Source organism: Dyella sp. KRB-257 (genome assembly GCF_049445995.1).
Lineage (GTDB): Bacteria > Pseudomonadota > Gammaproteobacteria > Xanthomonadales > Rhodanobacteraceae > Dyella_A.
In genome coordinates this window covers 46,666-67,694 of record NZ_JBMSDZ010000008.1, presented here as the reverse complement: position 1 = coordinate 67,694, position 21,029 = coordinate 46,666, and the positions used below count along the sequence as shown (strand labels likewise).

Genomic DNA, 21,029 nt, shown 5'->3' with positions numbered 1-21,029 from the left:
CGCCGGATGAAAACGCCTGCCCTGCCCGCCTTCGTCGCCGTGCTCATGATCGCCCTGAGCCTGCCAGCATGCGCTTCGCGCGCGGCGGTGCCGGTCTACGGCTACCGCGTGGTGCACAACTACCCGCACGACACCGCCGCCTACACCGAGGGCCTGTTCTATCGCGACGGCTACCTGTACGAGAGCACCGGCAACGTGGGCGAGTCGAGCATCCGCAAGGTCGACCTCGCCACCGGCCGCGTGCTGCAACAGCGCGAGCTGCCGCCGCCGGACTACGGCGAGGGCATCGTGGCGTGGCGCGACACGCTGGTCGAGCTGACCTGGCAATCGCACAAGGGCTACACCTACGAGCTGGACAGCTTCCGTCCCACCGGCAGCTTCCGCTATCCCGGCGAGGGCTGGGCGCTGACCGCCGACGACCGGCACATCTACATGAGCGACGGCACGCCGATCATCCGCGTGCTCGATCCGCAGACCCTGAGCCAAGTCTCGGCGATCTTCGTCACCGCCGACGGCACCCCGGTGCAGAACCTCAACGAGCTGGAATGGGTGCAGGGCCAGCTCTACGCCAACGTCTGGCTCACCTCGCGCATCGCGCGGATCGACCCGGCCAGCGGCCACGTGGTCGGCTGGATCGACCTCACCGGCCTCGGCCCCAAACCCGAGGAAACCGCCGACCCGGCCAACGACGTGCTCAACGGCATCGCCTGGGACGCCAAGGGCCAGCGCCTGTTCGTCACCGGCAAGCGCTGGCCGAAAGTCTACGAGATCACGCTCACGGGGCCGAAGTCCCCGCGTTGAATGCTCGCGAGGTTTCGTGGATTCAGCGCGCGCTGATCCCGATCGTGCGCAGCCAGGTATCGGCCAGGTCGGTCCATGCGGTGATCGGCTCGCCGGTGCGGCGCAGGCCGAAAGCGTGGCCGCCGTGGGCGTATACGTGCAGCTCCGCCGGCACGCCGGCCGCCTGAAGCGCGGTGTAGTAGACCAGTGCCTGCTGCACGCCGTCGACGTCGTCGTTGCCGGCCTGCAGGATGAAGGTTGGCGGCGTATCCGCCGTGACCGGCACGTTAGGATTGAGCTTGCCGTCGCCGCGGGTCAGGTGGCCCGGGTAGATCGCCAGCGCGAAATCCGGTCGCGCGCTTTCATGATCGGCAGCATCCACCGGCGGGTAGAGGCGCCGCCGGTAGTTGGTGCTGGCCTCGGCCACCAGGTAGCCGCCCGCGGAGAAGCCGATCACACCGATCCTGTGCGGGTCGATGTGCCAGTCGCGCGCGTGGAAGCGCACCAGCCGTAGCGTGCGCTGTGCGTCCTGCAGCGACGGCACGGACAGCGCGAAGTTGTGCGGGCGACAGTGGCAATGCCAGTCGTACGTCGCACTGGGTACGCGGTACTTGAGCAGCACGCAGGTGATGCCGCGGGTGGTTAACCAGTCGCAGATCTCGCTGCCTTCCAGGTCGATCGCCAGCACCTCGAAGCCGCCGCCGGGAAACACCACCACGACCGCGCCGGTGTTGCGGCCTGTAGGCGGGTACACGGTCATCGTCGGCGTGGCGACGTTGGTCACCGCCCGCCACGGCCGGCCGCCGACCTGCTCCGTACGGATGGTTACCGTCTCCGGCCCGGGCATGGGTTGCGCATCGGGCGGCATGGCCGGCCAGATCGGCGTCTGCTTCAACCCACCTGCCGGCTGCCACAGTGGGGTTCGGCCACGGGCCGGGGTTGCAGCGTGCGCGCACGCGCACGCCAAGATCAGGCACAGCACGGTCGCCCAGAGTTTCATGCCATCGCTCCATGGCGGAGGCCTGGCCGCCGCGCACGATCGGGTTGAGAACCGGGTCGCTCCCGGGTCCGCCATCGTGCCGGACGCGTCGGGCGCTGGACGGCTGAGCTGCGGGAATTTTGCGGGCAGGACGACTGTCTATTCGCCGCGCAGCCAGCGCGCGGCATCGATCGCGAAATAGGTGAGGATGGCGTCAGCGCCAGCGCGCTTGAAGCAGGTGAGCGTTTCCAGCACCACCGCCTTCTCGTCCAGCCAGCCGTTCTGGCAGGCGGCCTTGAGCATCGCGTATTCGCCCGACACCTGGTACACGAAGGTGGGCATGCCGAAGGCGTCCTTCACCCGGCGCAGCACGTCCAGGTACGGCAGGCCCGGCTTGACCATCACCGCATCGGCGCCTTCGTGGATGTCCAGCTCCACCTCGCGCAACGCCTCGTCCGAGTTGCCCACGTCCATCTGGTAGGTGTGCTTGTTGCCCTTGCCGAGATTGGCCGAGGAACCCACCGCATCGCGGAACGGGCCGTAGAAGCTCGAGGCATACTTGGCCGAGTAGGCCAGGATGCGCGTGTGGATGTGACCGGCCTCTTCCAGCGCCTCGCGGATTGCGCCGACGCGGCCGTCCATCATGTCCGACGGCGCCACGAAATCCATGCCCGCCTGGGCCTGCGCCAGCGACATCTTCACCAGCGCCTCGATGGTCGGCTCGTTCATCACGTAGCCGTGCGCGTCGATCAGGCCGTCCTGGCCGTGGCTGGTGTACGGGTCCAGCGCCACGTCGCCGATCAGGCCGAGCTCGGGATACTTCGCCTTGAGCGCGCGCGCGGCGCGCTGCATCAGGCCATCGGGATTCCACGCCTCGGCGGCGTCCTCGGTCTTGGGCGTGTCGGTGATCGGAAACAGCGCCAGCGCGGGAATGCCCAAGCGAACGCATTCGCCGGCCAGTTCCAGCAGCAGGTCGATCGACAGCCGCTGCACGCCCGGCATCGAGGGCACGTCCACCCGCCGGTGCTCGCCCTCGATCACGAACGCCACCATGATCAGGTCGCTCGCCAGCAGCGTGTGCTCGCGCATCAGCGCACGGGAAAACGCGTCACGGCGCATGCGGCGGAGGCGGATGGCGGGATAGCTCACGGGGACGTTCCTGGCAATGGCATGCCGACATGATAGGACCCCGCCGGTGGCTGCACGCGGGCAGCGACCATCCGACGCGCACTTCGCGCCGTCTCCACGATGCACGCCGGGGGCTGAACGGTGAAGCGCGAAGGCGCTTGCGGCCGCATCACATGGCCGGGAACGAGGCGCATGCTGCGCTGGTCCGCTGCCGTCCTGGAGTCCGACACGATGGAGTCCGCCATGAATACTTCCACGCGCACGCCGTTTCCCGCCGCCTGCCGTTACCTCGGGCCGGCCGCTCCGGATACCCCGATCACCGTCACGCTGGTGTTCCGCCATCGCGCGCCGCCGGCACCGGCCGGCACGCGCGGTGCCGCAATGAGCCGCGAGGCGTTTGCGCAGGCGCACGGTGCCGATCCCGCGGCGCTGACCCGGGTGCGTGCGCTGGCCGGCCGGCATGGCCTCGAGGAGGTGGATTGCCAGCCGCAGCGGCGCATCCTGCGGCTGCGTGGCTCGGCGCAGCAGATCGGCACGATGTTCGGGGTCAGCCCGGCGCACTATGCGATGGGCGACAGCGATCAGCGTGTCCTCGGCGTGGCGCAGGCGCCGAACCTGCCCGACCCGTCGGTGATCGCGGTGCTCGGGCTGGACCAGCGGCCCGTGGCCAAGCCGCATTTCCGGCCGCTGCTGACCACGGGGACCGCCAGCTTTACGCCGCCCGAACTCGGAGCGTTGTATGGCTTTCCGGCGGGCACCGACGGCGGCGGCCAGACCATCGCGATCATCGAGCTCGGCGGCGGCTACCGCGAGGACGACCTGAGCAGTTACTTCGCCAGCCTGGGCATCGCCGGTCCGACGGTGACCCCGATTGCCGTGGACGGGGCCGGCAATGCACCGGGCGGCGCGGCTGACGGCGAGGTGGCACTGGACATCGAGGTGGCCGGCGCGCTGGCGCCGGCGGCGCGGCTGGCGGTGTATTTCGCGCCCAATACCGATGCCGGCTTCTTCGATGCGATCTCGCAGGCCGCGCACGACACCGGCCAGCAACCCAGCGTGATCTCGATCAGCTGGGGCGGGCCCGAGGACAACTGGAGCGCCGCCTCCCGCGAAGCGATGGAATCGGCATTGCAGGATGCCGTGGCGATGGGCGTCACGGTCACCGTGGCCGCTGGCGACGATGGCGCCACCGACGGCCAGAGCGATGGCCAATTGCACGTGGACTATCCCGCCGCCAGCCCCTGCGTGCTGGCCTGCGGCGGTACCCGGCTGATCGCCAGCGCCGGCACGATCGGCAGCGAAACCGTGTGGAACGAGAGCGCCAGCGGCAACGGCGCCACCGGTGGCGGGGTCAGCCGGATCTTTGCGCGACCGGCCTGGCAGGCCGGCATGAACGTGCCGGCCACTCCCGATGGATTCCAGGGACGCGGGGTGCCGGATGTCGCCGGCGTGGCCGACCCGCTCACCGGCTACCGGATCCGGCTCGACGGCCAGGACCTGGTCTACGGCGGCACCAGCGCAGTGGCACCGCTGTGGGCGGCGCTGGTGGCACGACTGAACCAGTCGCTGGGCCATGACCTCGGCGATGGCCACGCCTCGCTCTACCCGCTTGACGGACAGGGCTTCCACGACATCACCCAGGGCGACAACGGGCACTACCGTGCCGGCAAGGGGTGGGACGCCTGCACCGGGCTGGGCAGCCCCGACGGCACCGCGCTGCGCAGCGCACTGGCCGGCTGAAAGGGCGGCGCTATTCGTCGCGGATCGCCGCGATCGGATCCAGCGCCGCCGCCTGGCGCGCCGGATAGATGCTGAAGGCGATGCCGATCAGCAGGCAGGCGGTCACCGAGGCGAAAATGCCGAGCGGCTCCCATGCCACCTGCCAGCCGGCGAACGCGGCGATCGCATACGCCAGCAGCGCGCCGAACAGCAGGCCAATCAACGCACCGGACGCACAGATCACCACCGCTTCGCGCAGGAAGCGCGCCACGATGTCCTGCCGGCGCGCACCGATCGCGCGCAGCAGGCCAATCTCGCGACGCCGCTCCAGCACATTGGCCAGCATGATGTTCATGATGCCGATACCGCCCACCAGCAGGCTCACGCCGGCGATCGAGCCCATCACGATGGAGAAGATCCGCTGGGTCTTCTGGTTCTGCCGGTACAGCTGTTGCGGCACCACCATCCGGTAGTCGGCGGCGCCTGCGTGGCGCTGGTCGAGCACCTGGCCCAGCACCCGCGCACCCGCCGCCAGCCGGTCAGGATTCTTCAGCCGCAGCAGGAAGCGGTCGATCTCGTCTTCCATCGGCTGAAAACGGAACCGTGCGCGTGCGCTGCCCAGCGGCACGAACACGCGGTCGGCGTCGGCGCCCAGCGCCACGCCTTCGAACTGATCCTTGCCCAGGTCGCGATCGGCCAGCACGCCGACCACGCGCAGCCACACCTGGTTGACCTTGATCAGCCGGTTCAGCGGCTTGCCGTCGGGAAACAGCTCGTGCGCCGCCTGCGCGCCCAGGACGGCGACCGCCGCCAGTCGCTGATCATCGTTGGCGTCAAGCGCGCGGCCGGCTGCCACGCGCAGCGAGGCGAGCTTGAAATAGCCCGGACTGATGCCGCTGACTCCCGCCTCGCTGCGGCCCACGTCGCTGAACACGTCCCAGCGACGCACGCGCTTTTCGGCGGCGTAATCCTCTGCCGCGGGCACCACGTCGAGCGCGGCGCGCGCATCGGCCACGGTGAGCCCGAGGCTGCGCGCGCGGGTCTCCTTGAGGCTGTCGGCGTCCTGCGTCCTGGCCTCCACGATGAGGTTGTGCAGGCCCAGGCTTTCGACCAGCTTGAGCGCCTCGCGCCGACTGCCCGCACCCACGCCCTGCATCGCCACGATCGCGGCGACGCCGAAGATCATGCCGAGCAGAGTCAGCAAGGTGCGCAGCTTGCGCCGCGAGAGCGCCTCGATGGCTTCGCGCCACGCCGGCGCGAGCGTCACGGCGCCACCTTCCCGGCCGAGGCGGCCGTTGGCACCGGCGGCGCGGTCGGTTCCGCGACGGCATCGCCGAGCAGTACGCGATCGCCCTCCGCCAGCCCACCGAGCACCTGCGCGCGGGTAGGACCGCGTACGCCCAGGGTGACGGCCCGGCGCTGCGGCTTGCCGTCCACCAGTACCTGTACGCTCGGACCGCCGTCGCCGCTGCCGAGCGCCACGTTCGGCACGCTCAGGCCGTGATCGAGTTTGAGCAGCACGATCTTCCCCACGAAATGCTGGCCCGGCGTCCAGCCGTAGCGATGCGCCACGTCGGCGGGAACCGTGGCTTTCATCATCAGGTACTTCACCGGGTTCTGCCGGCTGCGCGACTGTGCGGCAGCGGCAACCCAGCTCAACTTTGCCGTCACCCGCTGGCTGGGCTCGCCCCACGGATGCAGTTCCACGGTGTCGCCGACACGTATGCCTTGGGTTTCGATCTGCGGCACCGCCAGCTGCACTTCCAGCGCGGCCAGGTCGGGCAAGCTGCCAAACGGGCTGCCGGCGTACAGGCTGCCGCCGGTGTGCGCGACTTCGCCGCTCCAGCTTTTCTCCAGCACCAGCACGCCATCATGCGGCGCGCGCAGTTCGAGCGCGTCGAGATCGTCCTTCTTTTGCCTGGCCACCGTGTCGAAGGTGGCGTGCTGGGCATCGAGCACGGCCAGCTCGGCGCTGCCGCGCTTGCTCGACTGCTGCTCGCGCCACTGCAGGATGCCCTGGCGCACGCCGAGGTAGTGCGCGTCCTGCACCGCGTCGAGAATGTCGTTGCGCGCCATCGCCTCGGGGCCGGCATTCGCGTAGCGCTGGGCAATCGCGAGCTGGCCGGCTACTTGGGTGAGATCCACGCCAAGCTTGCCGTGGCTATCCTCCAGCTCGGCCTGCTTGCCGCGCCGGGCCAGCAGGTTGCGCTCCAGATCGATGCGCGCCTGCGCCAGATCCTGCTTGCTCTGTTCGGCCGAGAAGCGCGCGACCAGATCACCCTTGGCGACTTGACTGCCGTCGGGCAGCATCCAGGTAATCTGCCGCGGCGTCCACATCGGACCGGGTACCAGCAGCGCGGTCGACTTGGCGGCGCGCAATTCGCCCTCGCCGTGCACGCTGAACTCCAGCGGCGCGGCATGCACGGTCTCCAGCACGGTCGTATCCGGCGCCTTGTCGGCGCAGCCCACCAGCAGCAGGGCGAGCAGCACGAAGGCGCATCCGTTCTTCCTGTTCATCGGCTCGCCACCGCATCGTCCTTTACGCTGACCCGCACCGCCTGCCCGGGCTTGAGCCCCTGCGTACCGGCATCCAGATGCACCACCAGGTCGACCACCGGCACCGCCTCCACGCGTGACTTGCTGTGCACGGCGTTGCCGATCTCCACGATGTGGCCGGCGAGTCGCCGACCGCCACCACCGGAGAGCACCACCTGCACGCGCTGGCCGTCATGCACGCGCGGCAATGCCCGTTCGGGCAGCGCGGCGCGCACGGCGAGCGAGGAGAGGTCGGGCATTTGCGCCACCGACTGGCCCATCCAGACCTGCGAGCCGGTATCGATCTTGTCACCGTTCCAGCCGCTCCGGTGCAGCACGATCCCGGCGCGCGGCGCCTTGACCGTGAGCGAGGCCAGCGAAGCCTCCAGCTCGGTCACCTGGCTCTGCAACTGGGTGACCTCCGCGTCGGCCAGCTGCTGCTCGGCCGCACGCGCGCGCGCAGCTACCACGGCGCGCTGCTGGCTGAGCGCAAGACGACGCTCGGCCTTGTGGCGATCAATCACCAGTTTGGCGTACTGCACGCCGGGTACGTAGGCCTGCGGCTGGTTGGCCTTGCGCTGGGCCTTGTCCAGATCGGCCTGGGCCTTGGCGGTATCCAGTTCAATGTCACGCGCACGATCGGCCAGATCGAGCTTCAGCTGCTCCTGCTTGCGCAGCTTCTCGGCCAGTTCGCTGCGCTTGGCCGTGAGATTCTTGTTGACCTCTGATGGATCGAACACCACCAGCGGCGCGCCCTTGGCGAGGGTCTCGCCGTCGCCGGCCATCGCCGTGACGGTGAGCTGCCACAGGCCGTCCACGGCTGGCGGCACGATCGCCAGGCTGCGTTGGGCGAAGATTTCGCCGTCGATGTCCAGTTCGCCATTGTCGCTCGACGGCGCGGCAGCGCGCGATGCCGCCGTGTCGGTATCCACCCGCACACTCATGCCCGAGCGCAGCGCCAGCGTCGTATCGGCTGGCAGCGCGATGTCCACCTGCACGTAGCGGCCGTCACCCCACTCGGGCCGCGCGCCGGCGGCACCGGCGATCGTCTCGATGGTGCCGGCCAGTGCGCGGCCCGGCAGCGCATCCACGCTCAGCGCGACCGCCTGCCCCAGCCGCAATCCGGCACGATCGGGCTCCAGTACCCATGCGCGCACGGCGTACTGGCGGCCGCCGCCGATCACCTCGCCGACGGTCTGGCCCGGGTAGCTGGTGGAACCTTCCTCGTAGCGTCCCCCGGCGCCGAACAGGTTGTCGAAACCGTGCACCACGGTGCCGGCACGCGTGGCCTTGACCACCGCGGAGGTCACCTGGTCGGCGAGAAAGGTCAGCGACAGCGTTTTCTTTTCAAGCTCCAGCGCGGCGTCCTGACGACGGCGCGCCACCGCCGCCTGCGCCTGCGCAGCCTCGGCCCGCTTGAGCGCGAGCGCACGCTCGGCACGCTGCATCTCGCTCTGGTAGCGGTCGTGGTCGAGCGCGGACAGCAGCGCCCTGGGCAATGCCGCATCCACCGCGGCGGTGTCGCGCTCGGCCTGGGCGTCGACGAGGGCCAATTCGGCGTCAGACTGCTTCAGCTCAAGGTCGGCGATGTCCTTGGCGGCCTTGGCCTGCGCCTGCACCAGTTCGGCGCGACGGTTGCGCAGCTGCGCCTCGGCCGGACCGGCATCGATGCGCAGGACCACGTCGCCCGGCTTCGCCTGCGCTCCGTCGGGCATGAAGTAGCGCAGCACCACCGGCGAGCTCAGCGATGGCGGCGTGTCGATGGCCTGGGCGTCGAGCATGCGCACTTCGCCGCTGAACACGGTGGCCGACACTGGTGTCGTCAGCAGCAGGATCAGTGCCAGCGCGGCGCCGCGCTCACGCCACCGAATCATGCTCGACCCTCCCATCGCGCAGGGTGATCTGCCGCTGCGCGCGTGCGGCGACGTCGGCGTCATGGGTGACCAGAACCACGGTTTGGCCGCCGGCATGAACTTCATGGATAAGCTCCAGCACATCGGCAGTGCTCTTGGAGTCGAGGTTGCCGGTGGGCTCGTCGGCCAGCAGCAATGCCGGCTGCATCAGCAGCGCGCGGGCGATCGCCACGCGTTGCATCTGCCCACCGGAGAGTTGACCGGGGCGGTGCTCCAGCCGCTGGCCCAGACCCATGCGGTCAAGCAGGTGGTGCGCGCGCTCCTCCAGCCCGCTCGCGTCGCCGCGCAGGAAACGGCGCGGCAGCAGCACGTTCTCGAGCACGCTCAAGCGCGGCAGCAGGTGGAAGGACTGGAACACGAAACCGATGCGCCGGTTGCGAAAGTCGCTGGCGTGCTCGTCGTCGAAGGTGGATACGTCCACGTCGTCGAGCAGGTAGCGGCCGCTGTCAGGCCGGTCCAGGCAGCCGAGCATGTTCAGCAGGGTGGACTTGCCCGAGCCGGATGGTCCGACGATGGCGGTGAACTGTCCCCTGGGTACTTCGAAGCCAACGCCATCCAGCGCGGCAATGACCTGTCCGCCCACCTGGTAGCGGCGGGTTATTGCCTCCATGCGAACCATGTGCCGGATCTCCCCTGTCGCAGTCCTGTCCTGCTTTGTCAGTCTTGCGTGAAAAAAGTTCGGCCGGCAAGCGCAGAGGCTCAGAGGCTGAGCCGCGCACCGCTGGCCGCATCGAACACGTGCAGCATCGCCGGATCGGGCACCAGGTGGATGAGGTCGCCCGGCTGCGGCACCACCCGCGGCGGCAGGCGCACCACCAGCGGTTTCTCGCCACTGCGCAGGTTGAGGAAGACCTCGTTGCCGACCGGCTCGACCACATCCACCCGCGCGCTCAACGCGGCGGGGCCGGCGGCGTCGACCGGATGCAGGTCTTCCGGGCGCACGCCGATCACCACCTCGCGTCCGGCCCAGTCGGCCGGCCAGGCCACGCCGGGCAGCGCCAACGCGCCGTGCGGGCCGACCAGTTCGGTGGTCGTGTCCATGCGCACGCTGCCGGAAAGAAAGTTCATCGCCGGGCTGCCGAGGAAGCCGGCGACGAAGCGGTTGGCGGGGCGGCGGTAGAGGTTCATCGGCGTGTCGATCTGCTGGATCACGCCGCGGTCCATCACCACGATGCGCTGGCCCAGCGTCATCGCCTCGATCTGGTCGTGGGTGACGTAGATCATCGTGGCGCCCAGCCGCCGGTGCAGCCGCGCGATCTCCACGCGCATGTGCAGGCGCAGGCGCGCATCGAGGTTGGACAGCGGCTCGTCGAGCAGGAACACCTTCGGATCGCGCACCAGCGCACGGCCCAGCGCCACGCGCTGCTGCTGGCCGCCGGACATCGCGCCGGGGCGCGCGCCCAGCAGCGGCTCCAGCTCCAGCAGCTGCGCCACCTCGCGCACGCGCCGGTCCACCGCGGCGCGATCCATGCCGCGCAGGCGCAGCCCGAAGCCGAGGTTTTCCGCCACCGTCATGTGCGGATACAGCGCGTAGTTCTGGAACACCATGGCGATGTCCCGGTCTTTCGGCGGCAGCTCGTTGACCACGCGCTCGCCGATGCGCAGCGTGCCGGCGCTGATCGATTCCAGCCCCGCGATCATCCGCAGCAACGTGGTCTTGCCGCAGCCGGACGGTCCCACCAGCACCAGCAGCTCGCCGCTGGCGATCTCCACGCTGGCGCCGGCGACGGCCACATAGCCGTCGGGATAGACCTTGCGCAGCGCGTCCAGCCGAACCACCGCCATCGAGACCTCCGCGTGAGGGGGCGCACCCGTCCCCGCGCCATCATGCGCGATGGTGCATCGGAGGAGAGCATTCGGCTATTCTCCCGATGTAATCGTTTACATCAAGCCGCGCCGCGGCAACCGGACCTCCCGCGATGACAGGACGCTTTCTTTTCCCGGCGGATTTCGTCTGGGGTGCCGCCACTTCTGCCTACCAGATCGAGGGCTCGCCGCTGGCCGACGGCGCCGGGCCCAGCATCTGGCAGCGCTTCGCGCACACGCCGGGAATGATGGCCAACGGCGACCACGGCGACGTGGCCTGCGATCACTACCGCCGCTATCGGTCCGACGTGCAGTTGATGCAGGCGCTGGGGCTGCAGAGCTACCGCTTCAGCATCAACTGGGCGCGCGTGCTGCCCGAGGGCACCGGCCGCATCAATCCGGCGGGACTCGATTTCTACTCGCGCCTGGTCGACACCCTGCTCGAACACGGCATTGCGCCGAACGCCACGCTGTTCCACTGGGATCTGCCGGCCGCGCTGGACGACCGCGGCGGCTGGCTCAACCGCGACAGCGCGCACTGGTTCGCCGAGTACGCCGAGATCATGTTCAAGGCGCTGGACGACCGCGTGCCGATGTGGACCACGCTCAACGAACCCTGGGTGGTGACCGATGGCGGCTACCTGCACGGCACGCTGGCGCCGGGCCATCGCAACCTGTACGAGGCGCCGCTCGCCGCGCACAACCTGATGCGCGCCAGCGGCGCGGCGATCCAGGCATACCGCGGCGTCGGTCGGCACCAGATCGGCGTGGTCTTCAACATCGAGCCGAAGTATCCGGCCAGCGGGCGCGCCGAGGACATCGCCGCGGCCGCCCGCGCCCATGCGTACATGAACCTGCAGTTCGCCGACCCGGCGCTGCTCGGCACGTATCCGCCGCAGCTGCCCGAATGCTTTGGCGACGCCTGGCCGGAGTTCCCGCCCAGCGACTTCGGCCTGACCCGGCAGAAGGTCGACTTCATCGGCATCAACTACTACACGCGCGCCGTGGTGCGCGACGATCCGGCGCAGCCCCCGCTGCGCGCCGCGCCGGTGCGCCAGCCGAACCGCACCCATACCGAGACCGGCTGGGAGGTGTACGAGCAGGGACTGATCGACACGCTCGCCGCGTTCGCGCGGCGCTACGGCGACATTCCGCTCTACATCACCGAGAACGGCGCAGCGTTCTACGACCCGCCGGTGGTCGAGGGCGAGCTGCTGCAAGACCCGCTGCGGGTGGACTACCTGCGCCGCCACCTGCGCGCGCTGCACGCGGCGATGGCTGCCGGCGCCAACGTGAAGGGCTATTACGCCTGGTCGCTGCTGGACAACCTGGAGTGGTCGCTGGGCTTCGCCAAGCGCTTCGGTCTGGTCCACGTGGACTTCGCCACGCAGCGGCGCACGCCCAAGGCCAGCGCAAGGTTCTACGCGCAGGTGATCGCCAGCGGCGGCGGCGCGCTCGACCCGTGAGCCATGGCCCGGCGCCGACCACTGGACGCGCGCGCGGGTGCAGGGCACCCTTGTCCATTCGCTTGTGCAGAAGGTTTTCGCATGTCGGCTGACGCCCACGCCCCCGTTCCCACCCTGCTGGTCGACCTTGGCGGCACCAACGTGCGCTTCGGCGTGGCCGATCCGTCGCGCACCGATCCGCTGCTGAAGGACAGCATCCGCCGCTACCGCGTGGCCGAGCACGAGTCGCTGGTGGCGACCGCGAAGCAGTACCTGGCCGATACCGGACTCACGGTGAAGCGCGCCATCGTCGCCGCCGCCGGGCGCATTGAGGACGGCGAGACGGTCAAGGTCACCAACAACCCGTGGGCGATCTCGGCGCACCAGACCGCCGCCGCACTGGGTCTGGACGCCGTGCACCTGGTCAACGACTTCGCCGCGCAGAGCATGGCGGTGACCCTGCTGCGCGGCGACGACCTGGTGCGCGTGGGCGAACTGCCGCCGCCGGTGATCGGCGCAGACGAGGAGCAGACCTTCGCCATCGTCGGCCCCGGCACCGGCCTGGGCGTGGGCGGCCTGCTGGTGCGCCAGGGCCACTGCAGCGTGCTGCAGACCGAAGGCGGCCACGCCGGCTTCGCCGCGCACTCGCCCGAGGACATCGCCATCCTCGACTACCTCAACCACAAGTACGGCCGCGTCTCCAACGAGCGGCTGATCTGCGGCCAGGGCCTGGTCAACCTGTACGACGCGATCTGCCACATGGTCGGCGCCACCGCGCAGCCGCTCAAGCCGGAGGACATCACCGCCCGGGCGAAGGACGGCAGCTGCCCGCTGTGCACGCGCACGGTGGAAACCTTCGCCGGCATCTTCGGCAGTGTCGCGGGCGACCTGGTGCTCACGCTGGGCGCGTGGAACGGCGTGTACCTCACCGGCGGGCTGATCCCGGTCCTGCTGCCATGGCTGGAGCGCGGCCGCTTCCGCGAACGCTTCGAGGCCAAGGGCCGCTTCCGCGACATCATGCAGAAGGTGCCCACGCAGGCGATCATGAATCCCGAACCGGGCCTGCTCGGCGCCGCCGCGCTGGCGGTGATGGAATCGGGCCGGCCACTGCTCGCCGGCTGAGCGCCGCGCACGCAGGCGGGCACGCCCGGATCGAAGGAGAACGCCATGGAGAACGCCATGCCCCGCAACGACACCGCCTTCCTGTTCGACCTCGACGGCACCCTGGTCGACAGCGTCTACCAGCACGTGCTGGCCTGGAAAGAGGCGCTCGACGCCGAGAACGTGGAGCTGTCGGTGTGGCGCATCCACCGCAAGATCGGCATGAGCGGCGGACTGTTCGCCAACATGCTGCTGCGCGAGACCGCGCTGGACATCACCCCCGAGCGGCTCGACCGCATGCGCCGTCGTCACGCCGAGGCGTTCAACCGCCAGCACACGCAGGGTTCGGTGAAGCCGCTGCCCGGTGCCCGCGAGCTGCTGGCCTTCCTCACCGAGCAGCAGATTCCGTGGGCGATCGCCACCAGCGGCCGCATGGAGACCGCCGCGCACAATCTGGAGGCGCTGGGCGTGGACCCGTCGAAAGTGCCGGTAGTGACCCGCGACCAGGTGCGCCACGCCAAGCCCGATCCGGACCTGTTCCTCACCGCGGCGGCGCGGCTGGGCTTCGACATCCGCCACGCGCTGGTGGTCGGTGACAGCGTGTGGGACATGCTCGCCGCCCAACGCGCCCGTGCCATCGGCATCGGCCTGCTCGCCGGCGGCTACGGCCGCGAGGAACTGCAGCAGGCCGGCGCGCTGCGCGTGTACGACGATCCGGCCGACCTGCTCGCCCACGTGGACGAAGTCGCCGCGCGCGACTGAACCGCCCACGGGATGTTTGCGCGACGCTGACACCGCGTGAAACCGCGTGAACATGGGCGGGCTAGCAGCCTGTCGGGCTTTGGTGGTCGAGGCGAGAATTTGGCTGTGCGAGGACAGATTTTCGACGATTCGCCGGCCCATAATGGTGCTATGGGCCAAGAAGCGGCGGAAATAGGGACCGCACAGACGGATTCGCAGCCCGGCCGACCAAAGCCCGACAGGCTGCTAGGCTAAACCCCGCTTCTGGCTTGTCCGGACACTCGCATGCGCCTCACCCTGACCCACACGATGTTCGCCGCCGCACTCGCCTGCGCCCTCTGCGCGTGCTCGCCATCAGAGCCGCCGCCGTCACGCGATGCGCCCACGCCACGCGCGCAAGCCGAAACACCCGCCAATCCCGCGCTTGGCTCGGCCGAGTGGTATGCCTGGGTCGACCGCACGCTGGGCATCACGGACGACGGCCACGGGCCGGACCGCGGCTCGGCCGAATGGAACGCCGCCGTGCAACACCGGCTCGGCCAGGAGGCGCCGCAGGCCGCGCCAGGCTCGCCCGAATGGCAGCAGGCGGTGGACGCGCTGCTGCGCACGCGCGCCACGGCGCCCTGAGCAACCCCCTGAGAACCCGACGCCTCAGCCCGGCGCGAGCAGCGCGTCCAGGTCGGTCTGGTCAAAGCTCAGCCTCTCGCGCGTGCCGCCGCCTTCCAGCACGGCATCGGCCAGCTCGGCCTTGCGTGCCTTCATTTCCTCGATGCGCTCCTCCACCGTGTTCGACGTGATCAGGCGGAACACGAACACCGGCTTGTCCTGGCCGATGCGATGCGCGCGATCGGAGGCCTGCGCTTCGGCCGCCGGATTCCACCACGGGTCGTAGTGGATCACCGTGTCGGCCGCGGTGAGGTTGAGGCCCACGCCGCCGGCCTTGAGCGAGAGCAGGAACAGCGGCACCTCGCCTTCCTGGAACCGCTTCACCGGCTCGGCGCGGTCGCGCGTCTCGCCGGTGAGCATGACGTAGGCGATGCGCCGGCGGTCCAGTTCGTGGGCGATCAGCTTGAGCATCTCGGTGAACTGCGAGAACAGCAGCACCTTGCGGCCTTCGGCCAGCAGCGCGGGCAGCATGTCCATCAGCAGCTCGAACTTGGCCGAGTCGCGCACGCCGCGCGCGGCCTCCAGCTTGACCAGTCGCGGATCGCAGCAGACCTGGCGCAGCTTGAGCAGCGCGTCGAGCACCACGATGCCGGAGTGCGCGATGCCGCGCTGGGCGATCACCTGGCGCAGCTCGTCGGCCAGCGACAGGCGCAGGCTCTCGTACAGTTCGCGCTGGCGGCCGTCGAGCACCACGCGGCGGGTGATCTCGGTCTTCGGCGGCAGTTCGGAAGCCACCTGGCTCTTGGTCCGGCGCAGGATGAACGGGGCGAGTCGGCGGTTGAGCCGGGCCTGGCATTCCTCGTCGCGCTGCTTCTCGATCGGGCCGCGGTAGTGGCGGCGGAACGCGCCCTCGTCGCCGAGCAGGCCCGGCACGGCCAGGTCGACCTGCGACCACAGCTCGCCCAGGTGGTTTTCCAGCGGCGTGCCGGTGAGACAGATGCAGCGCGGCGCGCGCAGGCTGAGCACGGCGCGGCGCGCCTGCGTGCGCGGGTTCTTCACCTGCTGCGCCTCGTCCAGCGCGATCAGCGCGAACGGCTGCTTGCGCAGCGTCACCACGTCGCGCGGCAGCAGCGCGTAGCTGGTCAGCACGATGTCCTGCGCGCCGAGCTGGGAGAAGTCGCCGCCGCGCTGCGGCCCGTGCAGCGCCAGCACCTTCAGCGATGGCGCGAAGCGGGCGCACTCGGCCTGCCAGTTCGGGATCAGGCTGGTTGGCACCACGATCAGCGCCGGCTGCGTCAGCGCGCCGCGCTGCTTGAGCGCGAGCAGGTGGGTGATCAGCTGCAGCGTCTTGCCCAGGCCCATGTCGTCGGCCAGCACGCCGCCCACGCCGGCCTCGGCCAGCGCGTTCAGCCAACGCAGGCCCTCGCGCTGGTACGGGCGCAGTTCCACCGTGAGGCCTTCGGGCACCACGTCGCTGGCACGGTCGGCGGCGTCGCGCAGGCGCGTGGTGAAGCCGCGCAGCTGCTCGGGCGCCTGCAGTTCGCCGCCGCTCGGCAGCGCGTCGGCCAGCTCTTCCAGTCGACCGGCCTGCACGCGCGGCAGGTGCAGCCGCTTCTTCGGCTTTTCCAGGTACTCGGCCAGCGGCGCGAGCAGGCCGCGCAGCTCCTTCAGCTTCACCGGCACGCGGCGGCGGTCGTCCACCGGTGCGTACCACACGGCGTCTTCCGGCTCGTTCGGCACCGGGCCGAGGTTGAGCTGGTGCTCGGCCAGCGCCTGCGCCACGGCGGGCAGCAGGTTGTGCCGCCTGCCCTCCACCTCGATGCCGATCTCCAGGTCGAAGGCGTGGTCGTCGGCGTCCTCGGTGGCGTTGCCGTACCAGCGCACCGGACCTTCCAGCACCTCGAACGGAAAGCTCGGCGCGTACTCCACCACGTAGCCTTCGGTTTCGAGCCTGGCGCGCAGCGCCAGCCAGCGCGCCGGCGTGTTCACTTCCAGCGCGCCGGCGTAGCCCTTGCCCGGGAACAGCCAGGCATCCTCGGGCAGGGTGTCGGCCAGATCCCACGGCAGGCCTTCGGTGTCCACGCCGGGCGTGAGGCCGGCGCGTTCGAGCTGTTCCATCGCGGAAAGCTCGTCGGCGCGGCGGCGCACGATTTCCACCAGCTGGCCGTCCCGCACGCGCCGCACCAGCGGCTCGCCGCCGCGGCCGGGCAGGCGCTCGCCGGCGTAGTCGAAGGCCAGCCGCGCGTAGGCCAGCGGCGGCGTGCCGGCGGCGAGGCGCGCGTGGCGGGTGAGTGCGTGCAGGGTCAGCACCGGTCTGGGTGTCAGATCCTCGCGGCGCAGGTCGTCGAACACCTGCGGCAGCGGCACGCGCTGGGCCAGCCGGCTGCGCGGCAGCGCGGCGCGCAGCCGATGGCTGTCGTCGTGCTTGAGCGGCGGCAGGTCGAGCCAGGCGGTTTCTTCGGCGGGCGCCTCGAGATGACCCAGCTCGGCGCGTTCGGCGTCGAGGTACCACAGGCCATCGATGCGCAGCAACCGCTGCCCGGCTGGCAGGGCGGGCAGCAGCCGCTGGCTGCCGTCGGCCTCCAACTGCCAGTGCCAGTTGAGCTGGTGCGACTTGCCACGCGACAGGCGCAAGCCGCCCAGCCCGCCGAGGAAGCACGGCGCGGTATCGAGGATTTCCGCCAGCAGCGCATCGCCGACGTGGCCGGCGAGCCGTGCGTAGCTGCGGCTCTTGCGCAGCGTCTGCGGCAGGCCGAGCACGGTGGCGGCCAGGCGCTGCTCGTGCGGTTCGAGCAGGGCATGCACCAGATGCTTGCTGTCCAGCGGCGCCGGCCGCGCGAAGCGGCCGTGTTCGGCCACGGCCAGCACCGCCGGGGCCACGTCGACCCGGCCGGCGTGGCTGCCGTCCTCGTGCACCACGTCGAGGAAGAACCCCAGCACGCCGCGCTCGGGCGGCGCGCCCGGCAGCGGCGGCTCCAGCACCCGGCGCCACACCGGCGGCAGCGCGGGTTCGGCCACGCTGCGCGCGACGGGGGGAGGATCGCCAGGCTTTCGGTCGTCCGGTTGCTGCATGGGCATGCGTCCGCTGGGCGATCAAAACCCTGAGCTTAGCAAGCCCGGTCGCGCCTGCCCACGACGGCGGCGGCCCCGGCGCACGGGGCGTGGTCGAGCCCGCTCAGGTGCCGGGGAACAGGCCCTGCGGATATTCCGGCTTCTGCCCGCGCGCCATCAGTGCACGCAGCCCTTCCACCGGGGTGACCTCGCCGTGCAGCACGGCGCGCACGCCGCTGGCGATCGGCAGGTCCAGCCCGTGCTTGGCGGCCAGCCGGGCGACTTCGTCGGCGGTGATCACGCTCTCCACCACCTGGCCGATCTGGCGCACCGCCTCGTCCAGCGCGACGCCCTGGCCCAGCGCCAGGCCGAGGCGGCGGTTACGCGAGAGGTCGCCGGTGCAGGTGAGCACCAGGTCGCCCAGGCCGGACAGGCCCATCAGGGTTTCCGGCTTGGCGCCGAGCGCGAGCCCGAGCCGCAGCATCTCGTTCATGCCGCGGGTGATCAGGCCGGCGCGGGCGTTCAGACCCAGCTGCATGCCGTCGGCCACGCCGGTGGCGACCGCCAGCACGTTCTTCATCGCACCGCCCAATTCGGCGCCGAGCACGTCGCTGCCGGTGTAGGCGCGAAAGTTCGGCGCGTGCAGCATGCCGGCCAGCTCGCGCGCGAACGGCTCGTCATCGGAGTGCACGGTGACCGCGCTGGGCAGGCCGGCGGCCACTTCCTTGGCGAACGACGGCCCGGTGACCACCGCCGCGGGGCGGCCGGGCAGCTTCTCGGCCACCAGCTCGTGCAGGAAGCGGCCAGTGCCCGGCTCGAAACCCTTGCTGGCCCAGGCGATCGCCGCGTCGGCGTCGAGCAGCGGGGCGATCTCGTCCAGCATCGAGGCGAACGCGTGGCTGGGCACCACGATCAACACCACCTTGGCACCGCGCAGCGCCACGGCCAGGTCGCTTTCGTAGCGGAGCTCGGCGGGCAGCTCGAGATCGGGCAGGTAGCGCTGGTTGCGATGAGTCTGCGCCATCGCCGCCAGCGCCTGCGCGTCGCGCCCCCACAAGCGGGTAGGCACGCCGTTGCGCGCCGCCAGCGCGGCCAGTGCCGTACCCCAGGAACCGGCGCCGAGGACCGCCAGGGTCGGACGGGTGTTCATCGGTGGATCAGCTGTTGAGCGCCGGCGCGGCCTCGCCACCGCCCATCGCGCTGCGGCGCAGCTGCTCGGCGTACAGCGCGTCGAAGTTGATCGGCTGCAGCAGGAACGGCGGGAAGCCGCCCTCCAGCACCAGCGAGGAGATCACCTGGCGCGCATACGGGAACAGCAGGTTCGGGCAGTAGCTGCCGACGATGCCGGCGTGGTCTTCCGGGCTGAAGCCGGCGATGCCGAACAGGCCGGCCTGGTGCACTTCGGCCAAGTAGGCGGTGCGCTCGCCCACGGTGCAGGTCAGGGTGAGGCTGAGCACCACTTCGTACAGGTCGTTGCCCAGATCGGTGGCACGCTGGCCGAGGTTGAGCTGCACCTGCGGCTGGTCGCCGGTCTCGCTGATTTCCTGGAACATCTGCGGGGCGTTCGGCGCCTCGAAGGAGACGTCCTTCACGTAGATCTTCTGCAGCGCGAGCTGCGGCGGGTTGGCCTGGTCGCTGGCCTGGCCGTTGGTGGTGACGTCTGCCATGGGATGTCCTCGTCGTAATGAAGCGCCGGCCCGCGCGTGCGGGCATGCACAATGTGCAAAGAGCACGATTGTTCCATACAAGTCGGCGCAACGTCACTCGGCGATGGCGGGTGCCACTGGTCAAGCCGCTGGTCAAGGATTGCGCAACCGGCGGAATTTCCGCGATAATGCGCGGCTCGTTCCATGCCGCCCGGGTGACCCGGGCCGTCCGCGACGCGATGCGGACCTCACGGCAGGGCTCGAAAGCTGCACCCTCCAGCATTGCGTGGCGCCCCGGCGCCGCTGGGCCGAAGTCGCCCTGGCCAACGGGCGTTACATCACCAAATACGGAGGTCATCATGGCCCGTGTATGCCAAGTCACCGGAAAGGGTGTGCAGACCGGCAACAACGTCTCGCATGCCAACAACAAGACCCGTCGCCGCTGGTTGCCCAACCTGCATGAGCGTCGCTTCTGGGTCCCCAGCGAGAACCGCTGGGTCAAGCTGCGCGTTTCCAACCACGCGCTGCGCACCATCGACAAGAATGGCATCGAGGCCGTGATTGCCCAGCTGCGTGCCCGCGGCGAGAAGATCTGAGGAGCTAGACCATGGCTAACAAGACCCAGGACAAGATCCGCCTGATCTCTTCGGCCGGCACCGGCCACTTCTACACCACGCAGAAGAACAAGAAGAACACGCCGGAAAAGTTCGAGTTCAAGAAGTACGATCCGGTCGTGCGCAAGCACGTGATCTACAAGGAAGGCAAGATCAAGTGACGTGACGGTCCGTTCGCCGCGCGCGAACGGCCTGCCGGATCGGCATCACGGCGAAGCGACATTCAACAGCCGCAGGCCGGTAAAGCAGTGATCCGCGATCCGAAGAAACCCGCCCTCGTGGCGGGTTTTTTCTTGCCGGCAGCGGGTCGCATCCGTCCACCGCCCGTGCGGCCAGACGTTATGCTCGATCACCCCACGGCGAATGCCGCCGCTCTCTCGAGGAGATGTGCCATGACCCGATTGCCTGCCCTTCCCCGTCTTGCCATGGCAGCCGCCCTGGCCCTGGGCCTGGCCGGACCTTCGTTCGCGACAACCCCGGCTCGGGTCACCGTCACCTACGACCATCCCGAACGGTTCACCGAGACCCGGGAAACCAAGGCGTTTGCGCCGATGCGCGCGGACAACGGCTACCTCGACACCTTGAAGACATACATCGAGCAGCGCGCCGGCAAGGTGCTGGCGGACGGCCAGCAGCTGCAGATCGTGATCACCGACGTCGACCGCGCCGGCTCGTACGAGCCGTGGCGTGGCCCACGTTTCAGCGACGTGCGGATCGTCAAGGACATCTATCCGCCGCGCATCAACCTGCATTTCCGCCTGCTCGACGCCAGCGGCGCGGTGTTGCGCGAGGGCGATCGCACGCTGCGCGATCCGGCCTTCCTCAGCAGCGGCATCGACGCGACCTCGACCGACAGCCTGCGCTACGAGAAGCGCATGCTCGACCGCTGGCTGCAGCGGGGACCGGACAGGCTCTGACGCCGGCCTGCCCTGCCGCCGGCCTGGTCGGGCAAGCGCGAAACGAAA

19 protein-coding genes are annotated in these 21,029 nt (G+C 69.9%); 9 read left to right on the top strand and 10 right to left on the bottom strand.

Annotated elements, in window-relative coordinates:
- Window positions 1-6 precede the first annotated feature (6 nt).
- Window positions 7-801: a glutaminyl-peptide cyclotransferase gene (locus tag ACO2Q2_RS08505; protein WP_423255334.1), complete on the top strand. Its 795-nt coding sequence runs from the start codon at window positions 7-9 to the stop codon at window positions 799-801.
- A 22-nt stretch (window positions 802-823) separates the two neighbouring features.
- Here the strand turns inward: ACO2Q2_RS08505 and ACO2Q2_RS08500 are convergent, their stop codons facing one another.
- Both ACO2Q2_RS08500 and hemB read right to left on the bottom strand, forming a co-directional pair.
- Window positions 824-1,780 carry an alpha/beta hydrolase gene (locus tag ACO2Q2_RS08500; protein WP_423255333.1) on the bottom strand — a complete coding sequence of 319 codons (957 nt, stop codon included), beginning with the start codon at window positions 1,778-1,780 and terminating at the stop codon, window positions 824-826.
- A gap of 138 nt (window positions 1,781-1,918) precedes the next feature.
- Window positions 1,919-2,908: a porphobilinogen synthase gene (gene hemB / locus ACO2Q2_RS08495; RefSeq protein WP_423255332.1), complete on the bottom strand. Its 990-nt coding sequence runs from the start codon at window positions 2,906-2,908 to the stop codon at window positions 1,919-1,921.
- Window positions 2,909-3,130: 222 nt separating this feature from the next.
- Here hemB and ACO2Q2_RS08490 point away from each other — a divergent pair, with 222 nt between their 5' ends.
- Window positions 3,131-4,627 carry a S53 family peptidase gene (locus ACO2Q2_RS08490; protein ID WP_423255331.1) on the top strand — a complete coding sequence of 499 codons (1,497 nt, stop codon included), beginning with the start codon at window positions 3,131-3,133 and terminating at the stop codon, window positions 4,625-4,627.
- A 10-nt stretch (window positions 4,628-4,637) separates the two neighbouring features.
- Here the strand turns inward: ACO2Q2_RS08490 and ACO2Q2_RS08485 are convergent, their stop codons facing one another.
- The 5 genes from ACO2Q2_RS08485 to ACO2Q2_RS08465 form a co-directional block, all read right to left on the bottom strand.
- Entirely contained in the window at window positions 4,638-5,873 is a 1,236-nt protein-coding gene (locus tag ACO2Q2_RS08485) for an ABC transporter permease (protein WP_423255330.1), read from the bottom strand.
- Window positions 5,870-7,123 carry an efflux RND transporter periplasmic adaptor subunit gene (locus ACO2Q2_RS08480; protein WP_423255329.1) on the bottom strand — a complete coding sequence of 418 codons (1,254 nt, stop codon included), beginning with the start codon at window positions 7,121-7,123 and terminating at the stop codon, window positions 5,870-5,872. Before ACO2Q2_RS08480 ends, ACO2Q2_RS08485 begins: the two co-directional genes overlap by 4 nt.
- Window positions 7,120-9,015, bottom strand: a complete 1,896-nt coding sequence (locus ACO2Q2_RS08475) for an HlyD family secretion protein (protein ID WP_423255328.1) — start codon at window positions 9,013-9,015, stop codon at window positions 7,120-7,122. Before ACO2Q2_RS08475 ends, ACO2Q2_RS08480 begins: the two co-directional genes overlap by 4 nt.
- Entirely contained in the window at window positions 8,999-9,673 is a 675-nt protein-coding gene (locus ACO2Q2_RS08470) for an ABC transporter ATP-binding protein (RefSeq protein ID WP_423255327.1), read from the bottom strand. The genes ACO2Q2_RS08475 and ACO2Q2_RS08470 overlap by 17 nt, the downstream gene beginning before the upstream one ends.
- Before the next feature lie 80 nt (window positions 9,674-9,753).
- Window positions 9,754-10,839: an ABC transporter ATP-binding protein gene (locus ACO2Q2_RS08465; RefSeq protein WP_423255326.1), complete on the bottom strand. Its 1,086-nt coding sequence runs from the start codon at window positions 10,837-10,839 to the stop codon at window positions 9,754-9,756.
- Window positions 10,840-10,973: 134 nt separating this feature from the next.
- On the opposite strand from ACO2Q2_RS08465, the gene ACO2Q2_RS08460 reads away from it, so the two are divergent.
- The 4 genes from ACO2Q2_RS08460 (at window position 10,974) to ACO2Q2_RS08445 (ending at window position 14,774) form a co-directional block, all read left to right on the top strand.
- Window positions 10,974-12,326 carry a GH1 family beta-glucosidase gene (locus ACO2Q2_RS08460; RefSeq protein ID WP_423255325.1) on the top strand — a complete coding sequence of 451 codons (1,353 nt, stop codon included), beginning with the start codon at window positions 10,974-10,976 and terminating at the stop codon, window positions 12,324-12,326.
- Between the two features lie 81 nt (window positions 12,327-12,407).
- Window positions 12,408-13,427, top strand: coding sequence for a glucokinase (glk, locus tag ACO2Q2_RS08455; RefSeq protein WP_423255324.1), 1,020 nt, complete (start codon window positions 12,408-12,410; stop codon window positions 13,425-13,427).
- Between the two features lie 57 nt (window positions 13,428-13,484).
- Window positions 13,485-14,168, top strand: coding sequence for an HAD family hydrolase (locus tag ACO2Q2_RS08450; protein ID WP_423255323.1), 684 nt, complete (start codon window positions 13,485-13,487; stop codon window positions 14,166-14,168).
- Between the two features lie 264 nt (window positions 14,169-14,432).
- Window positions 14,433-14,774 carry a hypothetical protein gene (locus tag ACO2Q2_RS08445; protein ID WP_423255322.1) on the top strand — a complete coding sequence of 114 codons (342 nt, stop codon included), beginning with the start codon at window positions 14,433-14,435 and terminating at the stop codon, window positions 14,772-14,774.
- A gap of 24 nt (window positions 14,775-14,798) precedes the next feature.
- Here the strand turns inward: ACO2Q2_RS08445 and ACO2Q2_RS08440 are convergent, their stop codons facing one another.
- The 3 genes from ACO2Q2_RS08440 to secB form a co-directional block, all read right to left on the bottom strand.
- Window positions 14,799-17,825, bottom strand: a complete 3,027-nt coding sequence (locus ACO2Q2_RS08440; protein WP_423255321.1) for an SNF2-related protein — start codon at window positions 17,823-17,825, stop codon at window positions 14,799-14,801.
- Between the two features lie 103 nt (window positions 17,826-17,928).
- Window positions 17,929-18,954 (bottom strand): NAD(P)H-dependent glycerol-3-phosphate dehydrogenase, encoded by a 1,026-nt coding sequence (locus ACO2Q2_RS08435; RefSeq protein ID WP_423255320.1) that lies wholly within the window; start codon window positions 18,952-18,954, stop codon window positions 17,929-17,931.
- Between the two features lie 7 nt (window positions 18,955-18,961).
- Window positions 18,962-19,471 (bottom strand): protein-export chaperone SecB, encoded by a 510-nt coding sequence (gene secB / locus ACO2Q2_RS08430; RefSeq protein WP_423255319.1) that lies wholly within the window; start codon window positions 19,469-19,471, stop codon window positions 18,962-18,964.
- A gap of 338 nt (window positions 19,472-19,809) precedes the next feature.
- On the opposite strand from secB, the gene rpmB reads away from it, so the two are divergent.
- The 3 genes from rpmB to ACO2Q2_RS08415 all read left to right on the top strand — a co-directional run bounded on the left by rpmB (window position 19,810) and on the right by ACO2Q2_RS08415 (window position 20,981).
- Window positions 19,810-20,046, top strand: a complete 237-nt coding sequence (rpmB, locus tag ACO2Q2_RS08425; RefSeq protein WP_404629810.1) for a 50S ribosomal protein L28 — start codon at window positions 19,810-19,812, stop codon at window positions 20,044-20,046.
- 11 nt (window positions 20,047-20,057) lie between these two features.
- Window positions 20,058-20,225: a 50S ribosomal protein L33 gene (rpmG, locus tag ACO2Q2_RS08420; protein WP_017463578.1), complete on the top strand. Its 168-nt coding sequence runs from the start codon at window positions 20,058-20,060 to the stop codon at window positions 20,223-20,225.
- 231 nt (window positions 20,226-20,456) lie between these two features.
- Window positions 20,457-20,981, top strand: a complete 525-nt coding sequence (locus ACO2Q2_RS08415; protein WP_423255318.1) for a DUF3016 domain-containing protein — start codon at window positions 20,457-20,459, stop codon at window positions 20,979-20,981.
- The last annotated feature ends 48 nt before the right edge of the window (window positions 20,982-21,029 follow it).

What these genes read in the sequence shown, in the direction of transcription:
- ACO2Q2_RS08505 (WP_423255334.1), top strand. Translation starts at nt 7, where the DNA reads ATGAAAACGCCTGCCCTGCCCGCCTTCGTCGCCGTGCTCATGATCGCC.
- ACO2Q2_RS08500 (WP_423255333.1), bottom strand. Translation starts at nt 1,780, where the DNA reads ATGAAACTCTGGGCGACCGTGCTGTGCCTGATCTTGGCGTGCGCGTGC.
- ACO2Q2_RS08490 (WP_423255331.1), top strand. Translation starts at nt 3,131, where the DNA reads ATGAATACTTCCACGCGCACGCCGTTTCCCGCCGCCTGCCGTTACCTC.
- ACO2Q2_RS08480 (WP_423255329.1), bottom strand. Translation starts at nt 7,123, where the DNA reads ATGAACAGGAAGAACGGATGCGCCTTCGTGCTGCTCGCCCTGCTGCTG.
- ACO2Q2_RS08475 (WP_423255328.1), bottom strand. Translation starts at nt 9,015, where the DNA reads ATGATTCGGTGGCGTGAGCGCGGCGCCGCGCTGGCACTGATCCTGCTG.
- ACO2Q2_RS08470 (WP_423255327.1), bottom strand. Translation starts at nt 9,673, where the DNA reads ATGGTTCGCATGGAGGCAATAACCCGCCGCTACCAGGTGGGCGGACAG.
- ACO2Q2_RS08465 (WP_423255326.1), bottom strand. Translation starts at nt 10,839, where the DNA reads ATGGCGGTGGTTCGGCTGGACGCGCTGCGCAAGGTCTATCCCGACGGC.
- ACO2Q2_RS08460 (WP_423255325.1), top strand. Translation starts at nt 10,974, where the DNA reads ATGACAGGACGCTTTCTTTTCCCGGCGGATTTCGTCTGGGGTGCCGCC.
- glk (WP_423255324.1), top strand. Translation starts at nt 12,408, where the DNA reads ATGTCGGCTGACGCCCACGCCCCCGTTCCCACCCTGCTGGTCGACCTT.
- ACO2Q2_RS08450 (WP_423255323.1), top strand. Translation starts at nt 13,485, where the DNA reads ATGCCCCGCAACGACACCGCCTTCCTGTTCGACCTCGACGGCACCCTG.
- ACO2Q2_RS08445 (WP_423255322.1), top strand. Translation starts at nt 14,433, where the DNA reads ATGCGCCTCACCCTGACCCACACGATGTTCGCCGCCGCACTCGCCTGC.
- ACO2Q2_RS08440 (WP_423255321.1), bottom strand. Translation starts at nt 17,825, where the DNA reads ATGCAGCAACCGGACGACCGAAAGCCTGGCGATCCTCCCCCCGTCGCG.
- ACO2Q2_RS08435 (WP_423255320.1), bottom strand. Translation starts at nt 18,954, where the DNA reads ATGAACACCCGTCCGACCCTGGCGGTCCTCGGCGCCGGTTCCTGGGGT.
- secB (WP_423255319.1), bottom strand. Translation starts at nt 19,471, where the DNA reads ATGGCAGACGTCACCACCAACGGCCAGGCCAGCGACCAGGCCAACCCG.
- rpmB (WP_404629810.1), top strand. Translation starts at nt 19,810, where the DNA reads ATGGCCCGTGTATGCCAAGTCACCGGAAAGGGTGTGCAGACCGGCAAC.
- rpmG (WP_017463578.1), top strand. Translation starts at nt 20,058, where the DNA reads ATGGCTAACAAGACCCAGGACAAGATCCGCCTGATCTCTTCGGCCGGC.
- ACO2Q2_RS08415 (WP_423255318.1), top strand. Translation starts at nt 20,457, where the DNA reads ATGACCCGATTGCCTGCCCTTCCCCGTCTTGCCATGGCAGCCGCCCTG.